Below are 18,758 nucleotides of genomic sequence, written 5' to 3' on the forward strand. Positions count from 1 at the left end.
TCGGCGGAATCGTCCTTCTCGGCTGCGGAAGCACGGTCCGCGAGGAGGACCCCCGGCCTTCTTCCGGAGGCACGGGTCACGCGGAAGGCACCGGAGCGACAGGCGGCGGAACATCGGGCGGAGGAACGGGCGCGAGCGGCGGCCTTGGGAGCGACGCTGGGAACACGACCGCCGCCGCGGGCAACTCGGGCGGCAGCGGAGGGGCGTCGGGCGGAGCAACCGGCGAAGGCGGAGGAACCTCAGGCGGAGCAACCGGCGAAGGAACCACACCGGCCGAATGTGAGGCCTGCAACGCCGGCGATCCCTGCGCCGGCGGGCTCACCCCCCAGATGCGTTGCAACGACGGCACCTGGGATCACGACGGTGATCCTGCCACGTGCTGCTCCCCGTGGGCCACGTGTGCTGCCGGCACGTACGTCTCGCGCGCAGGCAGCGCGGCCACGGATCGAGAGTGCACGAGCTGCCCGTCTGGCAGCTTCAGCCAGTCCTCCAACATGGACAAGTGTTCGCCGTGGACGGGTTGCGCGCCGGCTTCGAGCTCATGGCCACAGGGCGGTGTGGCGACACCCGGAACAGCGACCGCCGATGCCGTATGCGCCGACCCTTATTTCAAATTCGGTTCGGAGGGCTTGTACGTGGCCTTTGCCGTGGCGGTCGACAGCGGCGGCAACGTTTACGTCGCGGGAAACACTTACGGCGCGTTCGGATCGGACGGCGGTGAATCGGACGTCTTCGTCCGCAAGCTCGATGCGCATGGATCCGTTGTGTGGACTCAGCGGTTTGGGACATCGAGCGACGACCATGCCAAGGGCGTGGCGGTCGACGGCAGCGGCAACGTCTACGTGGCTGGAACCACGGGGGGCGGGCTCGAGGGTGCCAACGGAGGCTTTGGCGACGCGTTCGTGCGGAAGCTCGACTCGAGCGGCGCGACGCTGTGGACACGGCAGCTTGCCACGTGGCGTTCGGAGTCGGCAAACGCCTTGGCTGTCGACGGCCAAGGAAATGCTTATGTTGCCGGAACCAGCTACGGGGGCCCCCAGGAAACGGGTGAGGCGTTCGTGACCAAGATCGACACGAACGGCGCGCCAGCGTGGACTCAGCTGTTTGGTGGGCCAGACGAGGACGAAGCCATGGCCGTAGCGGTCGACGGCAGCGGCAACGCCTACGTCGGCGGATACACCTCCGGTGGCGTCGTCGCAGACTCGGACCGAGGACAGCGGGACGCCTTCGTCCGCAAGCTCGACTCGAGCGGCACGACGTCATGGACTCGGCAGTTCGGGTCCACGGAGAACGACTTCGTCTTCGCAGCGCGCGTGGACGGCAGCGGGAACCTCTATGTTGCGGGGAGCACCGCCGGCGAGGTCGGCGGCCCGAACGAGGGATCCCCAGAAGCCTTCGTGCGCAAGTTCGACGCAGGCGGCGCGACGTCATGGACTCACCACGCCGGCAATGCGTCCTACGGCTACGGCTTTGCCCTGGCCATCGACGGCAAGGACGAAGTCTACCTCGTGGGATCCACGAGCAGCGGCGAAGAGGACGTCTACGTGCGCAAGCTCGACGCGAGCGGCGCAGCGCAATGGACCAAGGAGATCGGGACGCCGCGCACCGACACGGCGCTCGCCGCGACCGCAGACGCCGACGGCAATCTGTACGTCGCCGGGTACACCGGCGTGTTCTTTACCACGTCGGACGCATTCGTCCTGCACGTGCCCACCGAATGACCCTGAGCCATCCGCCCGACGGGCCGCCGGGAATACGCTGAGCGTCTCTAGAGCGGCGGTCACCCGCACAGGAGACGGGCCCAGATCGGCGTTTTCGGCGCGCAAGCGCACTCCCGTGCGCTGAGCACCGAAAACGTCGAGATGGGTCCGTATCCGAAGCGGGTGACCGCCGCTCTAGTGGCGTCAAAGGCTCATGCCTACGCCCATGCGGAGCCGCATGGCCACCGCGGCGCCGACCTCGCCCTCGTCGCTTCCCGCGCGTTGCTGCTTGAAGACGTACGTCTGCGCCGCCGCCTCGACGCCGAGGTAGAAGCCCCCCGCCAGATCGATGTTCACCCCTGTATCGACGCCGAACGCCCCTGCCAGTCCATGGCGGTCGGGCGCGCGCCCAGCGGTCTCGAACCGCTGCCTCATGACGGCCAGGCCGACGTCCACGCCGACGCCGAGGCTGATCACGGGCAGATCCCAGGAGCGGGACAGGCGCACGTCCAGGCCCAGCTCATCGTCGCTCGCCGTGAGGTGCTCGTTCTGGAAGGCGCTGCGGCACGCGCTGAGCCGGGGCGCGACGCCGAGGTGCTGGAGCTCGATCCCGTATCCGACGAAGCCGCCGTGACAGAGCGAATCCCCCGGGACAAGGGGCGTCCTGAGCTGATAGCCCGCCACCGGCCCGTGCGCGACCTCGCGGACGCCGCCGCCCTTGCGCACGAGCCGCGCGAACATGACGCGGCTCAACCGCTCGTCGCCGACATCCATCGTTTGCCCGGCCCCGGCATCGACGCTCCCCTCCAGGAGAAAGTCGGGGCCTCGCCCCCGCACGAAGTAACGACCAGGGCGCAGACTGACGGTCCGCGTCGCGTCGCTCGCCCCCACCTCGGCCACCACCGCGCCCTCGCTGGAGTCCCGCATCACGAGGTAGGCCCTGCCGGCAGGAAATCGGAGCATGCCCCGGAGCGACGCATGGACAGGCAGCTCCGTCAGGACGAGCTTGCCCTGGCCGCGGAGGTCGTAACGGAAGGTGGGGTGTTGCGCCCCGGCCCACGTGCGGCTCGTGGCGCGCAGCGTGCTCTCGTACGCATGGCGGTACGCCTCCTCGAGGGAGACGGCGCCGTCTCGATCGGCGTCGGCCGTCCCGAGCAGCCCCGAGACGAGCGCATGGGTGAAGAACGACCCTTTGAGCTCATCGGACTCCTGAGCGTCCTCGTTCCCGGAGCTCGACGTGAGCGTCACCATCCCTTGCCCGGCCAGCCGCTGATCGAGCTTGATGACGAAGGGCGGCGCGCTCGTGCCGCCCTTGACCCGCGTCAGCGCCCCGGAGCGGCACGAGTCGACGATCAAGAGCCGCGCCGAGGCCGCCGAGCCGCGGACGAGCTGCTCGAACTCCGTCAGCGAGAGCGGCGTCGGCCCGAGGTGAAGCGCGTTCGCGTCGGCGTGGCCGGAGTAATAGACGAGGTAGAGGACATCGGTGTCCGGGCTCGATATCGCCGCGCGGACACGGTCGTTCATCGTGATGAGCGTGCGCCGGACCGTCTCTACGCCCTCGCTCCGCAGGAGCACCAGGTTCGCCGGGGGAAAGCCGCCGAGGTCCTTGAGCACATCGTACATCTTCGCCGCGTCGTCCTCGGCGTACCGGAGCTCGACCTCGCCCTTCTCTCCGGCGTTGTTGCCGATGAGCACAGCGAAGCGCTCGATACGCGCCTCGGCCGGGGCCGCCGAGGCGGCGGCGGCCAGACCGCACGCCGCGGCGGCGAGCGCCGCTCTGGGACGGCCGATCACGGCGACGCCGCGACCTTCTCCGCCGTGAGCGCGTCGACGTCGCAGCCCGGCGGGGCGGGCGGCGCGTCGGGGTGAGCCGCGAGCGCGGCCCGGAGCGGCTCGACCGCGATCGCCTCCGAGCAGAACAGCCCGAAGATGCGCTCGGTGCCGAGCGTGTCGTCGAGCACCGTGCTCTGGGGGAGGAGGACCTCCCGGCCTGGCTCGATCCGCGCCGCGACAGGACCGCTCGGATAATAGACGCTCGCCTGGGAGGCCCCGTCGACGCTCAGGATCGCGAGATATCGCGCCTCCGCGCTGGAGTACGTGAACTGGATCGCGTCGCCGGGCTGGAGCCGCTCGCCGGCGCCGCCGGGCAGGACGCTCCCGCCGCGCTTGACGTAGAAGCCGATGCGCTCCGCGCCCTTGATGCGCTCTCCGGGGAGCTCCGCGTCTCGTCCCTCCGGCCCGGCGTGGAAGCGGAAGAAGAAGAGCGCCGCCGCCGCCGCCGCGAGCGCGCTCGCCGCCGCGGGCGCAAGCCACCGGCGCGGCGGGCGGACCTTCTCCGCGGCGCGGGCCGCCGGGGCGCCGCGGGCGAGCCGCAGGGGCGGCGCCGACGCCGTGAACGAGGCCCGCGCCGCCTCCATCTCGGAGCGCCGCGCCGAGCACCGCGAACAGCCAGCCACGTGCGCGCTCGCCTCCTGCGCCGCGGCCGCGTCGAGCTGGCCCGCCATGAGCTCGTCGAGCTTCAGCTCCGAGAGGCACCCTTCGGGTCGCGCTGGCGTCATGGACTCGAACTCCCTTCTCTCATCTGGTCGGAGAGCGTGGCCTTCAGCCGCTCCAGCAGATTGCCGACGTGCCGACGGGAACAGCCCATCACGCGCGCGATCTCCTCGTGGGTCATCTCATCGGAGTAATAGTGGACGGCGACCTGCGCGAGGTCGCCCGGGAGCTGCGCGAGGAGCTCCCGCGTGAGGAGGGCGTTCTCGGCGGACGCCGCCGCGCTCTCCTGCTGCAGGGGTGCAACGTGGGTGTCGAGGAGCCGCAGCCGGTTCTTGTGATCGCGGATGCGGTTCAGGCACGCGTGCGTGGTGGCGCCGTAGAGCCAGCCCACCATCGGGCCCTTGCCGTCGAGCTGCCCGGGCTCGCCGAGCAGGGAGGCGAAGACATCCTGGAGGATCTCCCGCGCCTCCTGCTCGTTCCCGAGGAGCCGCCGCGCCCGGCGCAGCACGATGTGCCCATGCTGCCGGTAGGCCGCCTCGATCAGCGACACCAGCGCCTCGCGATCCTCCACGTCCGAGCGTGTACCACGATCAGTGCCAGTCGGGGTACGTCAAATCCTCGGCAGGCGCCATCCGGACGGTGAGCGACGCGCTCGACCCGTCGGCGGAGGGACGGATCTTGATCTTCACGTCATAGCCGGCGCAGGCGTTGTGCTCCGCCTCCGTCGTCGCCGCGGCGTCGCAGGCGTCGAACGCCGCTTGCAGCTCTGCGTCCACGTCGCCTTCGCGGCTGACCACATCCATGACATGGAATCCGGGGGAGAGCCGTCCTCCGAAGAGATTCGACCAGAAGCTGTCTTCCGCCATCTCGCTCTCGACGTACACGATCACATGGTCCTCATCGACGCCGAGCGAGGTGCCCTCCCCGGCCGAGGCCTCGTCGAGCGCCGCTTCGACGGTGGCGATGCCGACCCGGGTGTCCACGACGCCGAACTCGCTGAAATCGTTGAGCGCGCTCTCCGGCGGGGGCGCATGGATCGACAGCGTGAAGCTCGCGGGGAAGCTCCCGGTCACCGCCGTCTGGACGGGGAAGTTCTCGACATCGCCCTGGGTGTTCCAGACCAGCACGGCGTCCACCGGCCCCGTCGGCGCGACGTCGAGCTCATTGACGATCGTGCCCTCGACCGTCAGGAGGGCCTCGCCCGGATACTCGGAGCCGACCTGGGGGTCGCCGCACGCGGCGAGCAGGAGCGGGAGCGCACAAGAGACAATCGAACGATGCTTCATGACATCTCTCCTTGAGAAGAAAAAAAGAACAACGAGCCCTGGTGAACGAGCAAACCAGCCATCCGCGAGAGGACGCCGCGCGCAGCGCGCGCTGTCGCCGCCGTGGTGCGGTCGCGCCGCCGACGGAGCTCTCCTGGATGCACGGCGGGACGCCCGCCGTTCGGTGCAGCGCGGCGCCCCAGAGGGGACCCGCCTTCGCTGGCCCCTTCGACATGGAGAGACCGCAGGGGTCCCTGTTTGGGCACGGCTCGATGTCGATTGTTCATCTTCCATCGTCACTGTACTTTTGCCTCCCCATCACCCAACCGAGCGACGCCCTGAAGCGGGCGCTCGCGCCGGTCGCCTCGAGCGCGAAGGGACGACGCACACCCACGCCTGAGCCCCTCGCTCGACCCAGGACGGGGGATTGGATAACAGCTGTTACAAAGTCGCGCGGCGGGCCGAGGTCGCTCACAGGCGTGCCGCCCGGCGGCCGTCGAGGCGGGTCGCCGGGCGCCGAGTTGTGATACTGCTCGTCTCCCCGGGGGGAGAAGGAAAGCACCATGTCGGAGTCGAAGCTCGCCGCGCCGCAGATGGTCATCGACAGCCGTATGCTCTATTCGAGCTGGGTCCCAGCGGATCCGGCCGCCGCCGCGGCGCTCCTGCCGGACGGCATCAGGCCGGCGGAGAACAAGGCCATCTACATGAACCAGTACGTGGTCGACAAACCGGAGCAGACCTCCGGCTTCGGCGCCTATTCGCTCACCTACCTGGGGCTGGATCTCGCGGATCACACGACGCCCGACGGCGGGAGCCCGGCCCGGTTCTTCACGCACTACTTCAACTCCTCCGAGACGGTGCGCCAGTACGTGCGCGAGCGCGGCGTGCCGGCGTCGCCCGGGGCGACGACGCTCGAGCTGCACGGCAGAGAGCTCGTGGCGACCACCTCGGTCGACGGCGTGCCCATCATCCGGACCAGGGCGCTCGTCGGCAACAAGATCGCCGTGGTCGCGCGCGGCCACCTCGCCTACGTGACGAAGGTCGGCGGGCGGCTCGTCGCCGGCAACTACCCCTATATCGCGGACATGGCCGACCCGTACGAGCTCCTCGCCGTCGAGTTCCTCGCGAAGGATCATCCGGTGTACGCGCTCCGGCCCGGGAGCCCGATCCAGGTGGTGAAGACCGCCTCATGGTACTCGCCCCGCAGCTCCTTCGTGTATCCGGGCGGAGAGCGGGACCTCTTCTGACGGCCCCGCCCCCGGCCGCCCTTCGCTCCGGCGCGGCGCTCGCCGCGGCCGGCGCGGCAGCGCGTGTCGGGAGTTCACCGGGACGCCAAGGCCGCCAAGAGAGCCAGGATTTTCTCTCCCTGGCGTCCTTGCGCCGGATGGCTCGTATTCACTTCATCCGAGCACCAGAGCGCCCTCCCCTGTGAGCCCTTCGCCGCCATGGCGGGGCGAGCGGCCCTGTACCGATCCTGCCCGCGCCGGCGAGCGCGCGCACACACACACCGAAGGACAGTCCGCCAGGGTGGATTGGATGGGATCCCGCCAGAGCGCGCGATCGCGAATGGAGAGAAGCCTGGAAGACCCGTGAGCGCCTGGTCCTCGATCGTCGCGCCGCGGGCGGCGACGGAGACCCGCGCGGCCCCGTCGTGCACAACGCGGCCCCGGGTACGTCGGTTGCTCCGAGCCCGTCCGCGGCCGGAGCCGGCCGCTCGTACAAGGGAGAGAACGAATGAATCGACTGATTCGACTCGGAGCACTCTCGGCCTTCCTGTCGCTCGTCCTCTGGGGCGGCAAGGACGTGGCGGCCGCTCCGATCCCCGCCGCGCTGAGCAGCAAGCAGCTCAAGGACCTGACGACCGCGGACGAAGACACCACGTGCCAGTCGCTCACGCCGAGCCTCGTGCTCACCAGGGAGGACACCTGCGAGTTCGTCGGACTCCTGTGGTCCACGGTCGGGCAGGAGTGCACCGTCGTGAGGGACAAGTGCCTGGCCGAGGGCCAGCAGCCGCCGGCGCGAGCGGACGATACGGCCACGGCGAGCTGTCTGCCGCCGGCCGAGTCGCGCGTCGGCTGCACCGCGACGGTGGCCGAATACGAGGCGTGCATGCTTGCGAACGCCGAGAAGGTCCGAGCGCTCAGCTGCGACTCCGCGACGAGCGCGCTCGAGGCCCCCGTCGCGGCGTGCGACCTCATCGCGCAGAAATGCCCCGATCTCGGCAACACGGACGATGACCAAGGCGAGGGCGAAGCGCAGCCCTGACGCCACCGCAAGGCGCGCCCCGCAGGCCCCCGCCCGCCCCGGGCCGGCCGCGAGGCGCGCCGCGGCTACAGCGCTGCGCTCCCGATCTGCTGGATCGTCGCCTCCACCTGCAGCCGCTCTCGCTGCTCCGGAGACGACTGGATGAGCTCGTTCAGCTTGCTGTAGATGACATAGAGCTTTCCATCCCGGAGCACGCCGGTCGTCGGATAGACGTCGCCGAGCCGCTGGACCGCGCGCAACCTCGCGGTGCTCCAGCCGTCCTCGCTCGACAGCGAGAACGCCGCGTTCGACGCGACGCCCGCGGCCTGGTTCGCGACGACCACGAGATCCTTCTTCCCCACCAGGGTCAGCCCGTCTCCGCCCACGAACCGCTCGGCGACATCGACCCTGGAGAACCGCGAGGGGTTCGCGAGGGGCACCTTGAACAAGCTGCCATCGCTCTTCTTGACGACCAGCAGATAGCCGTCGGGGTGGACGACCACCCCGTTGAGGTTGATCCCATCGCCGGTGAATCGCTCGTCCTGCAGGAAGACGGCCGCGTTGCCCTGCGAATCGACCTTGTAGATGGTCGGCGAGAAGCTGTCGGTCACATAGGCATTGCCGGCCGAGTCCAGGGCGATGCCGTTCACGAGGTGAGCGCCGGGGGACAGCGGCGCGAGATCCACGTAGTGGATGGCCTTGCCCGTGGAGAGATCGTAGACGCCCACGGCGGCCACGTTCTTCGGCCCCGCGGCAGACGGCTTGACGCTCGCGCCGAGATCGGAGCTCACCGCCCAGAGGCGCCCCCGCTCGACGTCCACGGCGATGCCGAGCACCGAGCAGAGGCGTGGGTCGTCGACGACACGGGAGACGCCGCCGTCGCCGTCCACCGCGTAGATCGCCCCCTCCCTGAACGAGCTCACAAGGAATTTGCCTCTGCTGCTGTCGAATTCGATCGTCTCCGGATACAGCGCCGGCCTGTGGACGGTGATGGGCTGTCCCGTGCGCTCCAGGGTGACGACCTCCGTGCGAGCGCAGCCGGCGGCCGTCAGCCCGATCGTCGCAACCGCGCAGAGAGCCCGGGCGGTCAACCCCGCACGCGCCGAGCGCGCAGCCGTGCGCCGAACGCTCGGCGTCCTGTTCATGATCGACATGTCAGCTCCTGTTCTGCTGAGGTATCCCCTCAGTTTCTTCGGAAATTCAGAGGGAGACGGGGAGACGGGGAGACGGGGAGGGAAACCTTCAAATACTCCCTGTTTCCCCGCCTCCCTGTTCAATTTCCCCGCTGAAAATGGCTGCAAAACGAGGGGGATTCTCGGCCTGTTCTGGACAGGCCCGTGGGGTGTGCGGAGCGCGCTATCGAGGCGCGCTGCCGGACGCCCGCGGGCGCCTCTCCCACGTCGTCCATTCGTCGACGAATCGCTCCTCGATCCAGGCCTTCGCGGCGCGCGCGTGCCTCAGCTCCTGGCGCAGCTCGAGCACCAGAACGGCAGCCTGGGTGTCCTCGCGCTGCGCGTCGGGGAGGAGCAGCGCCTCCTCGAGCCGCGCCTCGATCTCCTGCTCGCGGCGCGCGAGCTCGACCATCTGCTCGCTCGCGGCGGCCGCGTCGGGCGGCGATGCCGTCGCGTCGAGGGCAGCGCCGCGATCCCGCGCGAGCGCGTCGCCCGCGCCTGCCGCGAGCAGCGGCGGCCGCGCGCGCGCGACCTGGACGCTCAGGCCCGCCGCCATCACGCCGGCCGCGGCGAGGCCGGCGATGGCCCGCCGCCGGCCCCGAGGGCTCGGCGTGGATCGCGCCCGGCTCCCCGCATGCAGGAGGCGCCTGACGCGCGGAAGGAGCGCGCCGGACGAGCGCGCCATGGCCGGGACCAGCGCGCGCCGCGGGGCGAGCGACGCGCCCGACGCGACCTGGACCAGCGCGCGCGCCAGACCGAGGGGATCCCCCGTGAGCTCGACGGCGCGATCGTCACAGGCCAGCTCCGCTGTCTGGCGGAAGCGGGACGACGCCCAGTGCACGAGAGGATTCGCCCACAGGACCGACTGCACGAGGCCAGCGGCCGGAAACCACAGCCCGTCGCGGCGCTCGATGTGCGCCAGCTCGTGCGCGAACACGGCATCGACCTCGGCGTCGGTGAGGGCTGCGAGCCTCGCCAGCGGTATGCAGATCTCGGAGGCTCCGATCACGAGCGGGCTGCCGATGCCGGCGCTCTCCGTCAGCGCGACCCGGCGCAGCCCGGCCCGGGCGCGCAGCCACTCCAGCCGCTGGAGCAGCCGCGCGTCTTGCACCTCCCTGCGCCCGCGGAGGCCACGCCACAGCAGCAGCGCCGACGTGGCGAACCGCAGCAGCCCCAGCGCGGCCGCTCCGGCCGTGCACGCAGCGAGCAGGCTCCACCCCGGGCTTCCCCCCGCGCGCCGCGCCGGCGATGCGGCGCCGGCGCTCTCCCTGGTCGAACCGCCCATCTCCGGCGCGGCATCGAGGACCGCCGGCGCGGGAGCGTCCTCGAGCGACAGGACAGCGATCTCTCCAGGAGATGCCGTGTCGCCGGGCGCGCGCTCGAAGCCCCACGACATCGCCGCCGCGAGCAGCATCGTCGCGAGCGGGCCGAACAGCGCCATCTTCCAGAGCAGGTGCCGCGTGGAGGACGACAGGGATCTGCGGCGAGCCAGGAGCGCCGCCGCCCCGGTCCACACCGCGGCGTGGGCCGAACAGGTGAGCAGCAGCGCCAGCCAGAGGGCCGCCATGCCGGACCAGGTGCCCGGCCCTGCGAGCAGGTGGAGCGCCAGGATCACGCGCCTTTCTCCTTGATCAGCCGCTGCATCTCCTCGAGCTCTTCAGGGCTGAGCTGCTCCGACTCCAGGAGCTGCGCGGTGAGGGCCGACGCCCTGCCGCCGAAGAACGAGCGGAGCACGCGGTGGAGCACGCCCCTCGCCGCCTCCTTCTGGTCGACCGACGCGCGGTACACGAACTGCCTGCCAGACCGCTTGCGCTCCACCCACCCCTGCTGGCTGAGCCGCTGCAGCAAGGTCGCCACCGTCGTGGGAGCGAGCTCCCGCCCGTCCTCCGCCATCGCCGAGACGACATCCCCGACGGAGCCTTCCCCGACGGCCCAGAGGGCCTTCATCACGGCGAGCTGCAGATCGGTCAGCGCTTCGGTTCCCACGACGACAAGTGTCGTTCATGGGCGGCCGTCCGTCAACTACAAATGTAGTCGTCTGAGTTCCGGGGGGACGGCCGCCGGGATCCCGAGCCCGGGTCGAGCCGCGCGCTACGTCGGCAGCTCCTCGAACTGGGGGAAGGCGTCCGTGATCCGGTGCCAGGGCGCCTTCGAGCCGACGTAGATGTGGTGATCGGGCCCCTTCGTCGGCGCGCCGTCGAGCGTGCCGAGCTGCACGTGAGCGAACCGCTGCTCGCGGACGACGTCGTACACGGGCGAGAAGCACTGCTTGCAGAGGCAGCGGTACCCGTCCTCGGACTCGCCGACCCGGAGCAGGTGCTCCCGCCCTGCGGTGACGCGGAGCCTGTCGATCTCGATCCCGCCGACGGCGGCGCAGGCGGCGCCGGTGCGCCTCCGGCACCTCGAGCAATGGCAGTAGAAGGCGTAGCCGAACGCGTCGTCGACCTCGAAGCGCACGGCACCGCAATAACAAGCTCCGTTCAACATGGCCCGTCTACCTCTCTCGAACGCGGCGCCCGGGAGCGCCGCTCTGGCTCCCTCGAACGCGGCGTCTGGGAGCGCCGCTCTGGCCCTCGCGCCCCCTCACCCGTCGGGGAACGGGATGAACTCGATATCGTCGCCCGGCACCCTGGGGAAGCGCCCGGCCTTCCAGTCCTGCTTCGCCCGCTCGATGCGCTCCGGCGAGCTCGAGACGAAGTTCCACAGGATGTGGCGGTCGCCGTCGAGCGGGGCGCCGCCGAGGAGCATCACGCGGCTCTGCGAGAGCGCGCGGAGCGCCGGCTGCGCTCCGGCGCGGAACACGAGCATCGTCCCCTCGCCGAAGCGCTGGCCCTCGCAGCCGACCGACCCGTCGATCACGTAGGCTGCGCGCGCCGCGTGCTCCTCGGGCAGCGGGAGCGTCGCGCCCGCGTCGAGCTCCGCGTGCACGTAGAGCGTCGGCGACAGGACGCCGACCGGCGAGCGCGCGCCGTAGGCCTCCCCCGCGATCACGCGCAGCACGGCGCCGTCCCGGGTGACGACGGGGATCGTCGCCGCCGGGTGGTGCTCGAAGCGGGGAGCGTCCTCCTCGTGCTCCATCGGCAGCGCGAGCCAGCACTGGACGCCGTGGAGGTGCGTCTCGTGCGCCAGGTCGCCGCGCTCGGAGTGGACGATGCCGCGCCCGGCGACCATCCAGTTGACGTCGCCCGGCCGGATCGGCTGCGCCGTGCCGAGGCTGTCGCGGTGGAGGATCTCCCCCTCGAACAGGTACGTCAGCGTCGCGAGCCCGATGTGCGGGTGCGGGCGCACCGAGATGCCCTGTCCAACCGTGAAGCGCGCAGGGCCCATGTGGTCGAAGAAGACGAACGGGCCGACGAGCCGGCGGCGGACCGACGGCAGCACGCGCCGCACCGAGAAGCCGCCCAGATCGCGGGAGCGCGCGTCGATGACGAGCTCGATGGCGTCGGTGGGCGAGTCCACGCAGGCGGGTTCATGGTCGGCATAAAGGCTCATCGGGGGCTCCTTCGCAGCGCTGGGCGGGGGTGCGCGGGGCGTCGCCTCGGTCCAGCGATCGCTACCCTAGCCCAGGAGGAGCTCCGGATGTCGAGCGCCTCATGGCCCAGGTGTTTGCCTGGCTGCGTGTTAGGTGGTGCCGAGCCGCCCGGCCCCCGGGGAGGGTGCCCGTCGCGCGGGGCAGCGACGGGCAGAACATGGAATGGTCCGGGCCTGTACGAGCTCGACTGGGGGCCCGGGGCTCTGCGTGTTCGCGAGGACGCGCTCCCGCAGCGCTGCGGGGACTCTTCTGTGCGCGCTTCGGGAACGAGACGCTGTCGTGTGCCCCCCACGTTCGGGCGCACGAGCGATGTCGTGCAACTCGGAGCGCGACCGCCGGCGCGCCGTCAACCGCGGCGGCGGCCCGCCCAGGGCGTCGCGGCGGGTCGCGCTCGCTCGTGGCGCTGGCACGCGGGCGACCTCGTGCAGCCCAGGCGCACCGCCGTCCGTGCGCTCTCTGGCCACGTGGACAGACCGCCATTGACAGCAGGCTGACGAAGACGGGCACCGCAGACAGCTGCGCAGTGGCCCACGCTCTGGACGGCACGACCCATGTGCGTTGGGATGCCTCCTCTAGATTGCATTTGACGCCCAATCCTGCCATCAGAAGAATTGGTTGCATCGCCACGTTCTCCGGGCGACGCCAAAGGGAACTATAGATGAGCTCAAGAACGAGTCTGCTTCTCGGCAAAAGCCACCGTTAGTCTGAAGGCCAAGCGGTGGACCGAGATTCATCCAGAGTTCTGAAAATGTCCACAGATGACATTCGGGATGCCACTGCGAAACAAAATTTCAGGGGCAGACTCCAGCAAACGAGACCGCGCGCGTCAGTGCCGACGTGGTGACCAAAGCTTCGCGTAAACAATGAGGGCAAACCCCACCATTCCGCGAGGAATCTACTGCACCATGCCAAATGATGAGATTGACATCAGCCTCCGCAAGCGCGTGGATGGGTCAAGAGTCATACAGCCATGAAGCACGGGGCCGAGGAGTTGTTCAACGTCGTATATCGCTACTACCCTCGGCGAGTTCCGTACGAGGATCTTGGTCGCGTACAAACAGAAGAGGATCGACAGCTGGTGGACGCACGTCGCCGAGCCGGCGCCGATTGCGAACGGTGGCTTGGCATGTTGCGGCGCCTGCGTGAGCAGTTCCCCGAGAACGAGGTCGACAATTTCTCAGTTCATCTCACGATGGGAAGTCACGACGGCTGTTATTCCGGTTCTCTCTATCTTCCGAAGGCCACCGGAGAACACCGACATGCAGTCGAATTGAGGGTGAGCTTTCTGGTCCCTTATTACATCGTCTACAGCTCGCGCCTCGTTGATGATCTCGAGGGGATCGAGAGGAAGAAATCGCTCCGCGCGACGCCACCTCGTGCCGTCACGATCTTCGTCCATGATACGGCCTACATCCTGCCCGCCTGGGTTGGCAAGCTGATCAAGCTGGTCAAGCCCGAGCTTGTTGAACCACCTTCGATGGAAGATAAACCCACGAGGCAGGTCATCTCCTTTGAGCTATCGCCCGATGAGCAGCCGTACGCTACAGGGATCGCCCAAGAGATCGAAGCGACATGGGGATACGAGCGCATGCCGCCGGAGGTCGGCAACGTGGTCGTGCCGGACGTGGCGACCAATCTACGACGTTTGGGAGAGGCCAGGCTATACGATTGCCTTTTTTCAGACGCATGGTAAGCCGGTGATGCTCTCAACCTCAACACTCACGACGGCAGCGGTGGCGACGGCGGGGAACCCCAGCGAGGCGGCCGAGGCGGGCGAGACGTACGGGGCGGAGCGCTGGGGGATGGGTTTTACTCCTGTCTCGGCGGCCGTGGAGGCGACGGTGGGCCCGGCGGCTACGGCGGCCCAGGGCGCGGCGGCGACTCCATCGGCGTCGCCTACGTCGACGAGGACCAGCTCACGCTCGAGGGCGTGACCATCGAGACCGGACAGCCGGGCAAGGGCGGCATGAGCTGGAACCACGATGGCAGCACGACGGTGGGAGAGAGCGGCGAGGCCCACCCGACGCTTCGCTTTCCCGAATAGCCGAAGTCACGTCCCGGCGAGAACGGCGCAGAGCTCCACGAAGCTACGAGGGAGCTTCGGAATCCGAGTCCACGAGCCAGCTATCCAGGAAGCTGGAGGCCCAAGCAACCATGGAGGCCGGCGGCTCGCCTTCACCGTCCCACGAAGCGACCAGCGCTTCGAGCTCACGCTTGGCAGCCATGGCGCGGAGAGTCTCCGGCGATTCGTCGTGCGGGCGCATGCGCGCAAGCTCCTCCAGCATCTTGACCTTGTGCAGAAAGCCATCCGTCGACGCTGACAAAAAAACCGCTGCCGACTGTCGTTCTGACTCCGGCAATCTTCGAACCATCGCAGGCCACCTGAGAGTCCATCCAATCTGGTGATGCGCCCGGAGCACAGTAAGCACCGCAACGAACCGTTCCGTGAGGCTGCTCTCATCGACCTTTGCACGGGGTGCCGACACTTCGGACGGCGATGGCTTCACCCATGTGTGGTGATCCGAAAACAGGCAGTCGTAGAGCCTGACTTCCCCAGGAATCCGCAGATTCGTCGCCACAGCCGGCACGAGTACGGTTCCGACCTCTGGCGGCATGCGCTCACAACCGAAGGTTGCTTCGATCTCGTGGGCGATCCAGTCCGCGTACGGCTGCTCGTCAGGCGACAGATCGAAGGTGACGTATTGCCGCGTTATGGTGACGGTCCTTGGGCGTTCATGGTCCGGGTTTGAGATGAGCCTCGGATCGAGCGGGCTTCGAGACACGATGAACAGCATGTCCCGGAAGGTGATCGAGAAAGCATCCCTCAGATCCTTCACTATTTCGACCGTGCGAGGACTGTGGATGATGTAGTAAGGAGCGAGAAAGCTCACTTCAAACCAGAGCGTTCGGCCGGCAGACTGTGGCAGATCGATCGTAAATGAATAGCAACCATCGCAGCCACCACTGTGGAGATGTAACGACTGGTCCGTGAGCATACCGGGAAAGCGTTCCCCGATGCGACGCCGCATGGCGTGCCAGCGCTCGTCCTTTGCAGCCTGGATCCGCGCGGCCACTAGCCGGGCGTGATCTTCGGTTTTGTTGCGGAGCTGTTCGTCGACATCATGGGTTATCCCAACCCCGCGTGGATAGTATCTGTAGACAAGATCTAGCAGCTCACCCAGGTCGTGTTTCATGGACTCATTACCCTAGCACCGAGACCATCGTATCTTTTCGCAAACCGTATTCTCATCTCGCTTCTGAGTCGATCGCAGAATATGCCAGGCGGAAGATCCTCGCCCCCTTGGTTCTCGTACAATTCTCTCGCCGACGCATTCGTCACATCAGCGCTGATGGATGCTGCCCTGTCCGGTGAGATCTTGCCCCAGATCTCACTTCGGATAGGCATCCCGATGCGAATCACACACGCGTCGTCGCCCTCTTGATTGTGACCAAAAAACAGATTTGCCTTTGCCTCCTGCCAACCGCTCACGGTCCCGTCGTCGGCGACGATCGTAACAAAATTGAACGCCCGCGGGTCAATCGGTTTAGTACCGGTGCACCCCATGCTCGGAGCGCCGCTCTGCTGGCAGGGATCTGCCGGCTTCTCCGGGCTCGGAGTCGGGCGCGCTTCTTCCTCCTCCTCTTCTTCGTCCTCCGTCTTGTTGCACTGGATCTTGCGCTCGCCGCCTTCCGGCGGCTCCGCCCCGAAGTCCCCCGACGCGACGGAGGTGAAGACAGGAACGGGCGGCCCGACTGGTCCACCTGCACCTTCACCCTTCACCCAGTCCTCGCGGGGATAGCAGTCTCCTACCGTCCAGTTGCATGCCGCCAGGATGCAGATGGCAAAACCCACAATTATCAGGAGAATTCTCTTTGCGTTCATCTTATGCTCCATCGAAGCACAGGACCGACGACGACAAGCACGGACACGTAGCCTGGGAGCACAAGGCTGCTCCCGCCGACCCAATCCACATTGACGCTCACCGACACGCCGAGCGGTCCTGCAACGTACGCGTTGGTTTGCGCATGCGCGCCTACCGCCATCCCGGCGACGTGCCCACACAATGAGCTTCCGCAGGCCGGCATGAAGTAGATCGCGACGGATGGGCCAGCGCTGAAATCGCCATTCTTCCAACCATATCCGAGAGCGGCGATGGTGCTATTGTAGACACCGGCCCCACCTATCTGGATTGGAGGCACGACGCTGAGCAGATCGTGAACATTGAATAGGATGTTGCCGTTGATGCGCCACGATATTCCCGCGTGCGGACTCACCGCCAGGTGCGTCACGGTGCCAGCCTGGATCCCCCCGAAGCTAATTCCGGCACTCAGCTCGGATGCGTCTGCCTGCGTCGGAACGACACTGAGCAGGAGAGCGAACACTGCCGACGATGCGCTCTGCCGGCCTGTCGTCCTCATCGTCTCCCTCACCGTCTTCGGAAACGCGCGAGCAAAGTGGCGATGCGGGCCATTCTTCTGAAAACAGGATTGGGCGTCAAACCGAATCTAGACGAGGGCACCACCATGGACGTGGGTCGTACCGTCCAGAGCGTGCGCCAGTGCGCAGCTGCCTGCGTAGCTCCAGTGCTCGTCAACCTGCCGGCACGGGTCGTGAGAGCGCGCTAGCCGCCGCGCGGCCCGGGCTGCACGACGTGACCCGCGAGCGCGACCCGATGCGCGCCGCGGGCGCGCCGCGGGCGCGCCGTGCCTTGGCACGGTGACGCGAGCACGGCGCTCGCCACCAGGATGGACCAGAGCCCGACCAGCAGACGAGCGTGCAGCGGCGCTCGCCTCGCCCCCCGCCCCCTCGCATCGCCGACGCTGAATCCCACCACGGCATGGCGGACCGAGGGCGAAGCCAACCGGCGGCTGAGGTGCTCGCCGAGCGCGCCGGGCGCCTGGAGGCCGCCCGAGCTCGCGTGCCCCGGTAGTTCGTGTCGAACTACCGGGAGCGCAGAACTACCGTTTCGTGCACCTTCCGGCGGCATCGGTCAGGGTTGCGAACGAACCCAACGAAGAGGCGTTTGCTGGGCTGCGCCCGATCAGCAGCAGCGGCGAGATCCCGGCGCACTCCCGCAAACCCCGCCGGGTCACCGCCACGGCGCCGCCGGCCTCAGGGGCGAGCTGCGGGTCGGGACCCGGAGCTGGAGGTGGTGAGCGCCGTCTCCCCGTCGGTGGCGGCGCCCCCGCCCGTGAACGGCGTTGTGCAGAACAGCGCCTCGACATTCGCCTCCTGGCAGTGGCCATAGGCGCCGGGGGTGCGGTCGCAGCTGAGGGACCGGCACTCCGCAACGTCGAAGCAGATGGCGCCTTCGGACTTGCTGCCGGGGGCGACGTCGTTCAGGCCGTCGTGACAGACGCCCTGATCGCAGTAACCGCTGTAGTTGTCGACGCTGACCAGACCGTCGAACGCGTCGGTGTTCTGGCTGTAGCAGTCCTGGTGGCTGCGGCAGGCGGTGCAGGTGGCGGCCAGGCTGGCCTGGGAGGTGATCTTCATGAGGCCGCTTTCGCAGTCGCCAGGGTCCAGGGCCTGCTCGCCGTTCTTGTGGAGGGGCTGGCAGGTGTGCTCCTCGGGATAGTCCCCGCCGGAGAAGTAGGCGCGTAGGGCGGCCGTGGTCGGCATGCAGCGGAGCCCGGGCGCGCACAGGTCGTCAGAGCTGCCGTCGCAGGAGCTCCCCTCGGCTGGCAAGGGCGGAGCGGGGCGGCAACGGTCGCCATCCGTCTCGCTGGTGCAGACCAGACCGGCGGCGCAGAACAGGTCGGGGCAGAGCTCACCCTCGGCGGGCAGCACCAGGCAAGTCCCGGCGGTCGACTCGGCGCTGGCCGGTTTGCAGATGGTCCCCTTGCAGGGGTTCCCGCCCAGCGCGGCGGCGCCGGCCAGGTCGCAGGCGCTGCCCGGTTCCAGGGCCGGCTTCAGCAGGCCGGTGATCTCCAGGGCGCCGTCGGGCTCGCGGCAGCCGTCGCCGGACCGGCGCAGGCGGGCGATGAGGTCGCCGCCGGCCTGTTCGTCGTAGATGAACTGGGGGTTGCCGAGGGCGGGCAGCATCGTCGCCTCGCACAGGGCGGTCTCGCCGGCGGCGCAGGCGGCGTCGTCGGCGTATTTGCCGGTCGTCTGGGTGCAGCAGCGCTGCACCCCGGCGCAGCGGGCGGCGGACCATTCGGCGCAGAACGCGGTCAGGGGCACGGGATCGGCGGGCGCCGGCGAGTTGCCGTCCGAGTCGCCGCCCGACGAGCAGCCGGCCAGGATCAGGGCGGCGGCGAGGGCCAGGGCGGTGCGTCGCAGCGACGGGGCGGTAGAGCGGAAGCAAGTCGATAACATGGGCGCGGCTTCTATCATGTCGGGTAATGGAGT

At 68.6% G+C, this 18,758-nt stretch carries 17 protein-coding genes and 1 pseudogene; 5 read left to right on the forward strand and 13 right to left on the reverse strand.

Annotation, left to right across the window (positions count from 1 at the left end; translation table 11 throughout):
* Positions 1–557: 557 nt before the first annotated feature.
* The gene (locus WMF29_RS35035; RefSeq protein ID WP_437324452.1) at positions 558–1,721 is read left to right on the forward strand and encodes an SBBP repeat-containing protein; all 1,164 of its coding nucleotides are present in this window, start codon (positions 558–560) and stop codon (positions 1,719–1,721) included.
* A gap of 183 nt (positions 1,722–1,904) precedes the next feature.
* On the opposite strand, the gene WMF29_RS35040 is transcribed toward WMF29_RS35035, so the two are convergent.
* Genes WMF29_RS35040 through WMF29_RS35055 form a run of 4 tightly spaced genes read right to left on the reverse strand, consistent with a single transcriptional unit; the run spans position 1,905 to position 5,479 of the window.
* Complete coding sequence (locus WMF29_RS35040) at positions 1,905–3,494, reverse strand: caspase family protein (protein ID WP_437324453.1); 1,590 nt, start codon at positions 3,492–3,494, stop codon at positions 1,905–1,907.
* The gene (locus tag WMF29_RS35045) at positions 3,491–4,258 is read right to left on the reverse strand and encodes a DUF4384 domain-containing protein (RefSeq protein WP_437324454.1); all 768 of its coding nucleotides are present in this window, start codon (positions 4,256–4,258) and stop codon (positions 3,491–3,493) included. Before WMF29_RS35045 ends, WMF29_RS35040 begins: the two co-directional genes overlap by 4 nt.
* A complete protein-coding gene (locus WMF29_RS35050) occupies positions 4,255–4,764 on the reverse strand; it encodes an RNA polymerase sigma factor (RefSeq protein WP_437324455.1) in 510 nt (169 codons plus the stop codon). Before WMF29_RS35050 ends, WMF29_RS35045 begins: the two co-directional genes overlap by 4 nt.
* 19 nt (positions 4,765–4,783) lie before the next feature.
* Positions 4,784–5,479, reverse strand: a complete 696-nt coding sequence (locus tag WMF29_RS35055) for a hypothetical protein (protein WP_437324456.1) — start codon at positions 5,477–5,479, stop codon at positions 4,784–4,786.
* Between the two features lie 542 nt (positions 5,480–6,021).
* Between WMF29_RS35055 and WMF29_RS35060 the strand changes: the two genes are divergently transcribed.
* Positions 6,022–6,705 (forward strand): hypothetical protein, encoded by a 684-nt coding sequence (locus WMF29_RS35060; protein WP_437324457.1) that lies wholly within the window; start codon positions 6,022–6,024, stop codon positions 6,703–6,705.
* A 487-nt stretch (positions 6,706–7,192) separates the two neighbouring features.
* Positions 7,193–7,723, forward strand: coding sequence for a hypothetical protein (locus tag WMF29_RS35065; protein ID WP_437324458.1), 531 nt, complete (start codon positions 7,193–7,195; stop codon positions 7,721–7,723).
* A gap of 65 nt (positions 7,724–7,788) precedes the next feature.
* Here the strand turns inward: WMF29_RS35065 and WMF29_RS35070 are convergent, their stop codons facing one another.
* The 5 genes from WMF29_RS35070 to WMF29_RS35090 form a co-directional block, all read right to left on the reverse strand.
* Positions 7,789–8,856 carry a hypothetical protein gene (locus WMF29_RS35070; protein WP_437324459.1) on the reverse strand — a complete coding sequence of 356 codons (1,068 nt, stop codon included), beginning with the start codon at positions 8,854–8,856 and terminating at the stop codon, positions 7,789–7,791.
* Positions 8,857–9,058: 202 nt separating this feature from the next.
* Complete coding sequence (locus WMF29_RS35075; RefSeq protein WP_437324460.1) at positions 9,059–10,489, reverse strand: M56 family metallopeptidase; 1,431 nt, start codon at positions 10,487–10,489, stop codon at positions 9,059–9,061.
* Positions 10,486–10,860, reverse strand: coding sequence for a BlaI/MecI/CopY family transcriptional regulator (locus WMF29_RS35080; protein WP_012239228.1), 375 nt, complete (start codon positions 10,858–10,860; stop codon positions 10,486–10,488). The genes WMF29_RS35075 and WMF29_RS35080 overlap by 4 nt, the downstream gene beginning before the upstream one ends.
* A 105-nt stretch (positions 10,861–10,965) precedes the next feature.
* Positions 10,966–11,361, reverse strand: coding sequence for a GFA family protein (locus WMF29_RS35085; protein WP_437324461.1), 396 nt, complete (start codon positions 11,359–11,361; stop codon positions 10,966–10,968).
* Between the two features lie 96 nt (positions 11,362–11,457).
* On the reverse strand, positions 11,458–12,366 hold the full coding sequence (locus WMF29_RS35090; protein ID WP_437324462.1) for a pirin family protein: 909 nt from the start codon (positions 12,364–12,366) through the stop codon (positions 11,458–11,460).
* Between the two features lie 1,010 nt (positions 12,367–13,376).
* On the opposite strand from WMF29_RS35090, the gene WMF29_RS35095 reads away from it, so the two are divergent.
* Positions 13,377–14,099, forward strand: a complete 723-nt coding sequence (locus WMF29_RS35095; RefSeq protein ID WP_437324463.1) for a hypothetical protein — start codon at positions 13,377–13,379, stop codon at positions 14,097–14,099.
* A gap of 33 nt (positions 14,100–14,132) precedes the next feature.
* A pseudogene (locus WMF29_RS35100) lies at positions 14,133–14,450 on the forward strand (hypothetical protein); the annotation flags it as partial.
* Positions 14,451–14,493: 43 nt separating this feature from the next.
* Here WMF29_RS35100 and WMF29_RS35105 read toward each other — a convergent pair.
* From WMF29_RS35105 to WMF29_RS35120, 4 genes are all read right to left on the reverse strand, one after another.
* A complete protein-coding gene (locus tag WMF29_RS35105; RefSeq protein WP_437324464.1) occupies positions 14,494–15,600 on the reverse strand; it encodes a hypothetical protein in 1,107 nt (368 codons plus the stop codon).
* On the reverse strand, positions 15,597–16,289 hold the full coding sequence (locus WMF29_RS35110; RefSeq protein WP_437324465.1) for a hypothetical protein: 693 nt from the start codon (positions 16,287–16,289) through the stop codon (positions 15,597–15,599). Before WMF29_RS35110 ends, WMF29_RS35105 begins: the two co-directional genes overlap by 4 nt.
* Positions 16,286–16,825 (reverse strand): hypothetical protein, encoded by a 540-nt coding sequence (locus tag WMF29_RS35115; RefSeq protein WP_437324466.1) that lies wholly within the window; start codon positions 16,823–16,825, stop codon positions 16,286–16,288. Before WMF29_RS35115 ends, WMF29_RS35110 begins: the two co-directional genes overlap by 4 nt.
* A 694-nt stretch (positions 16,826–17,519) precedes the next feature.
* Complete coding sequence (locus WMF29_RS35120; protein ID WP_437324467.1) at positions 17,520–18,725, reverse strand: hypothetical protein; 1,206 nt, start codon at positions 18,723–18,725, stop codon at positions 17,520–17,522.
* Positions 18,726–18,758 lie beyond the last annotated feature (33 nt).

The sequence above is a fragment of the Sorangium sp. So ce381 genome, from assembly GCF_051473845.1.
In the GTDB taxonomy this organism is placed as follows: domain Bacteria; phylum Myxococcota_A; class Polyangia; order Polyangiales; family Polyangiaceae; genus Sorangium; species Sorangium atrum.

Excerpts from the sequence above, each read along its gene's own strand:
- WMF29_RS35115 (WP_437324466.1), bottom strand. The coding sequence starts at position 16,825 with ATGAGGACGACAGGCCGGCAGAGCGCATCGTCGGCAGTGTTCGCTCTC.
- WMF29_RS35055 (WP_437324456.1), bottom strand. The coding sequence starts at position 5,479 with ATGAAGCATCGTTCGATTGTCTCTTGTGCGCTCCCGCTCCTGCTCGCC.
- WMF29_RS35060 (WP_437324457.1), top strand. The coding sequence starts at position 6,022 with ATGTCGGAGTCGAAGCTCGCCGCGCCGCAGATGGTCATCGACAGCCGT.
- WMF29_RS35045 (WP_437324454.1), bottom strand. The coding sequence starts at position 4,258 with ATGACGCCAGCGCGACCCGAAGGGTGCCTCTCGGAGCTGAAGCTCGAC.
- WMF29_RS35090 (WP_437324462.1), bottom strand. The coding sequence starts at position 12,366 with ATGAGCCTTTATGCCGACCATGAACCCGCCTGCGTGGACTCGCCCACC.
- WMF29_RS35095 (WP_437324463.1), top strand. The coding sequence starts at position 13,377 with ATGAAGCACGGGGCCGAGGAGTTGTTCAACGTCGTATATCGCTACTAC.
- WMF29_RS35065 (WP_437324458.1), top strand. The coding sequence starts at position 7,193 with ATGAATCGACTGATTCGACTCGGAGCACTCTCGGCCTTCCTGTCGCTC.
- WMF29_RS35110 (WP_437324465.1), bottom strand. The coding sequence starts at position 16,289 with ATGAACGCAAAGAGAATTCTCCTGATAATTGTGGGTTTTGCCATCTGC.
- WMF29_RS35085 (WP_437324461.1), bottom strand. The coding sequence starts at position 11,361 with ATGTTGAACGGAGCTTGTTATTGCGGTGCCGTGCGCTTCGAGGTCGAC.
- WMF29_RS35105 (WP_437324464.1), bottom strand. The coding sequence starts at position 15,600 with ATGAAACACGACCTGGGTGAGCTGCTAGATCTTGTCTACAGATACTAT.
- WMF29_RS35070 (WP_437324459.1), bottom strand. The coding sequence starts at position 8,856 with ATGTCGATCATGAACAGGACGCCGAGCGTTCGGCGCACGGCTGCGCGC.
- WMF29_RS35120 (WP_437324467.1), bottom strand. The coding sequence starts at position 18,725 with ATGTTATCGACTTGCTTCCGCTCTACCGCCCCGTCGCTGCGACGCACC.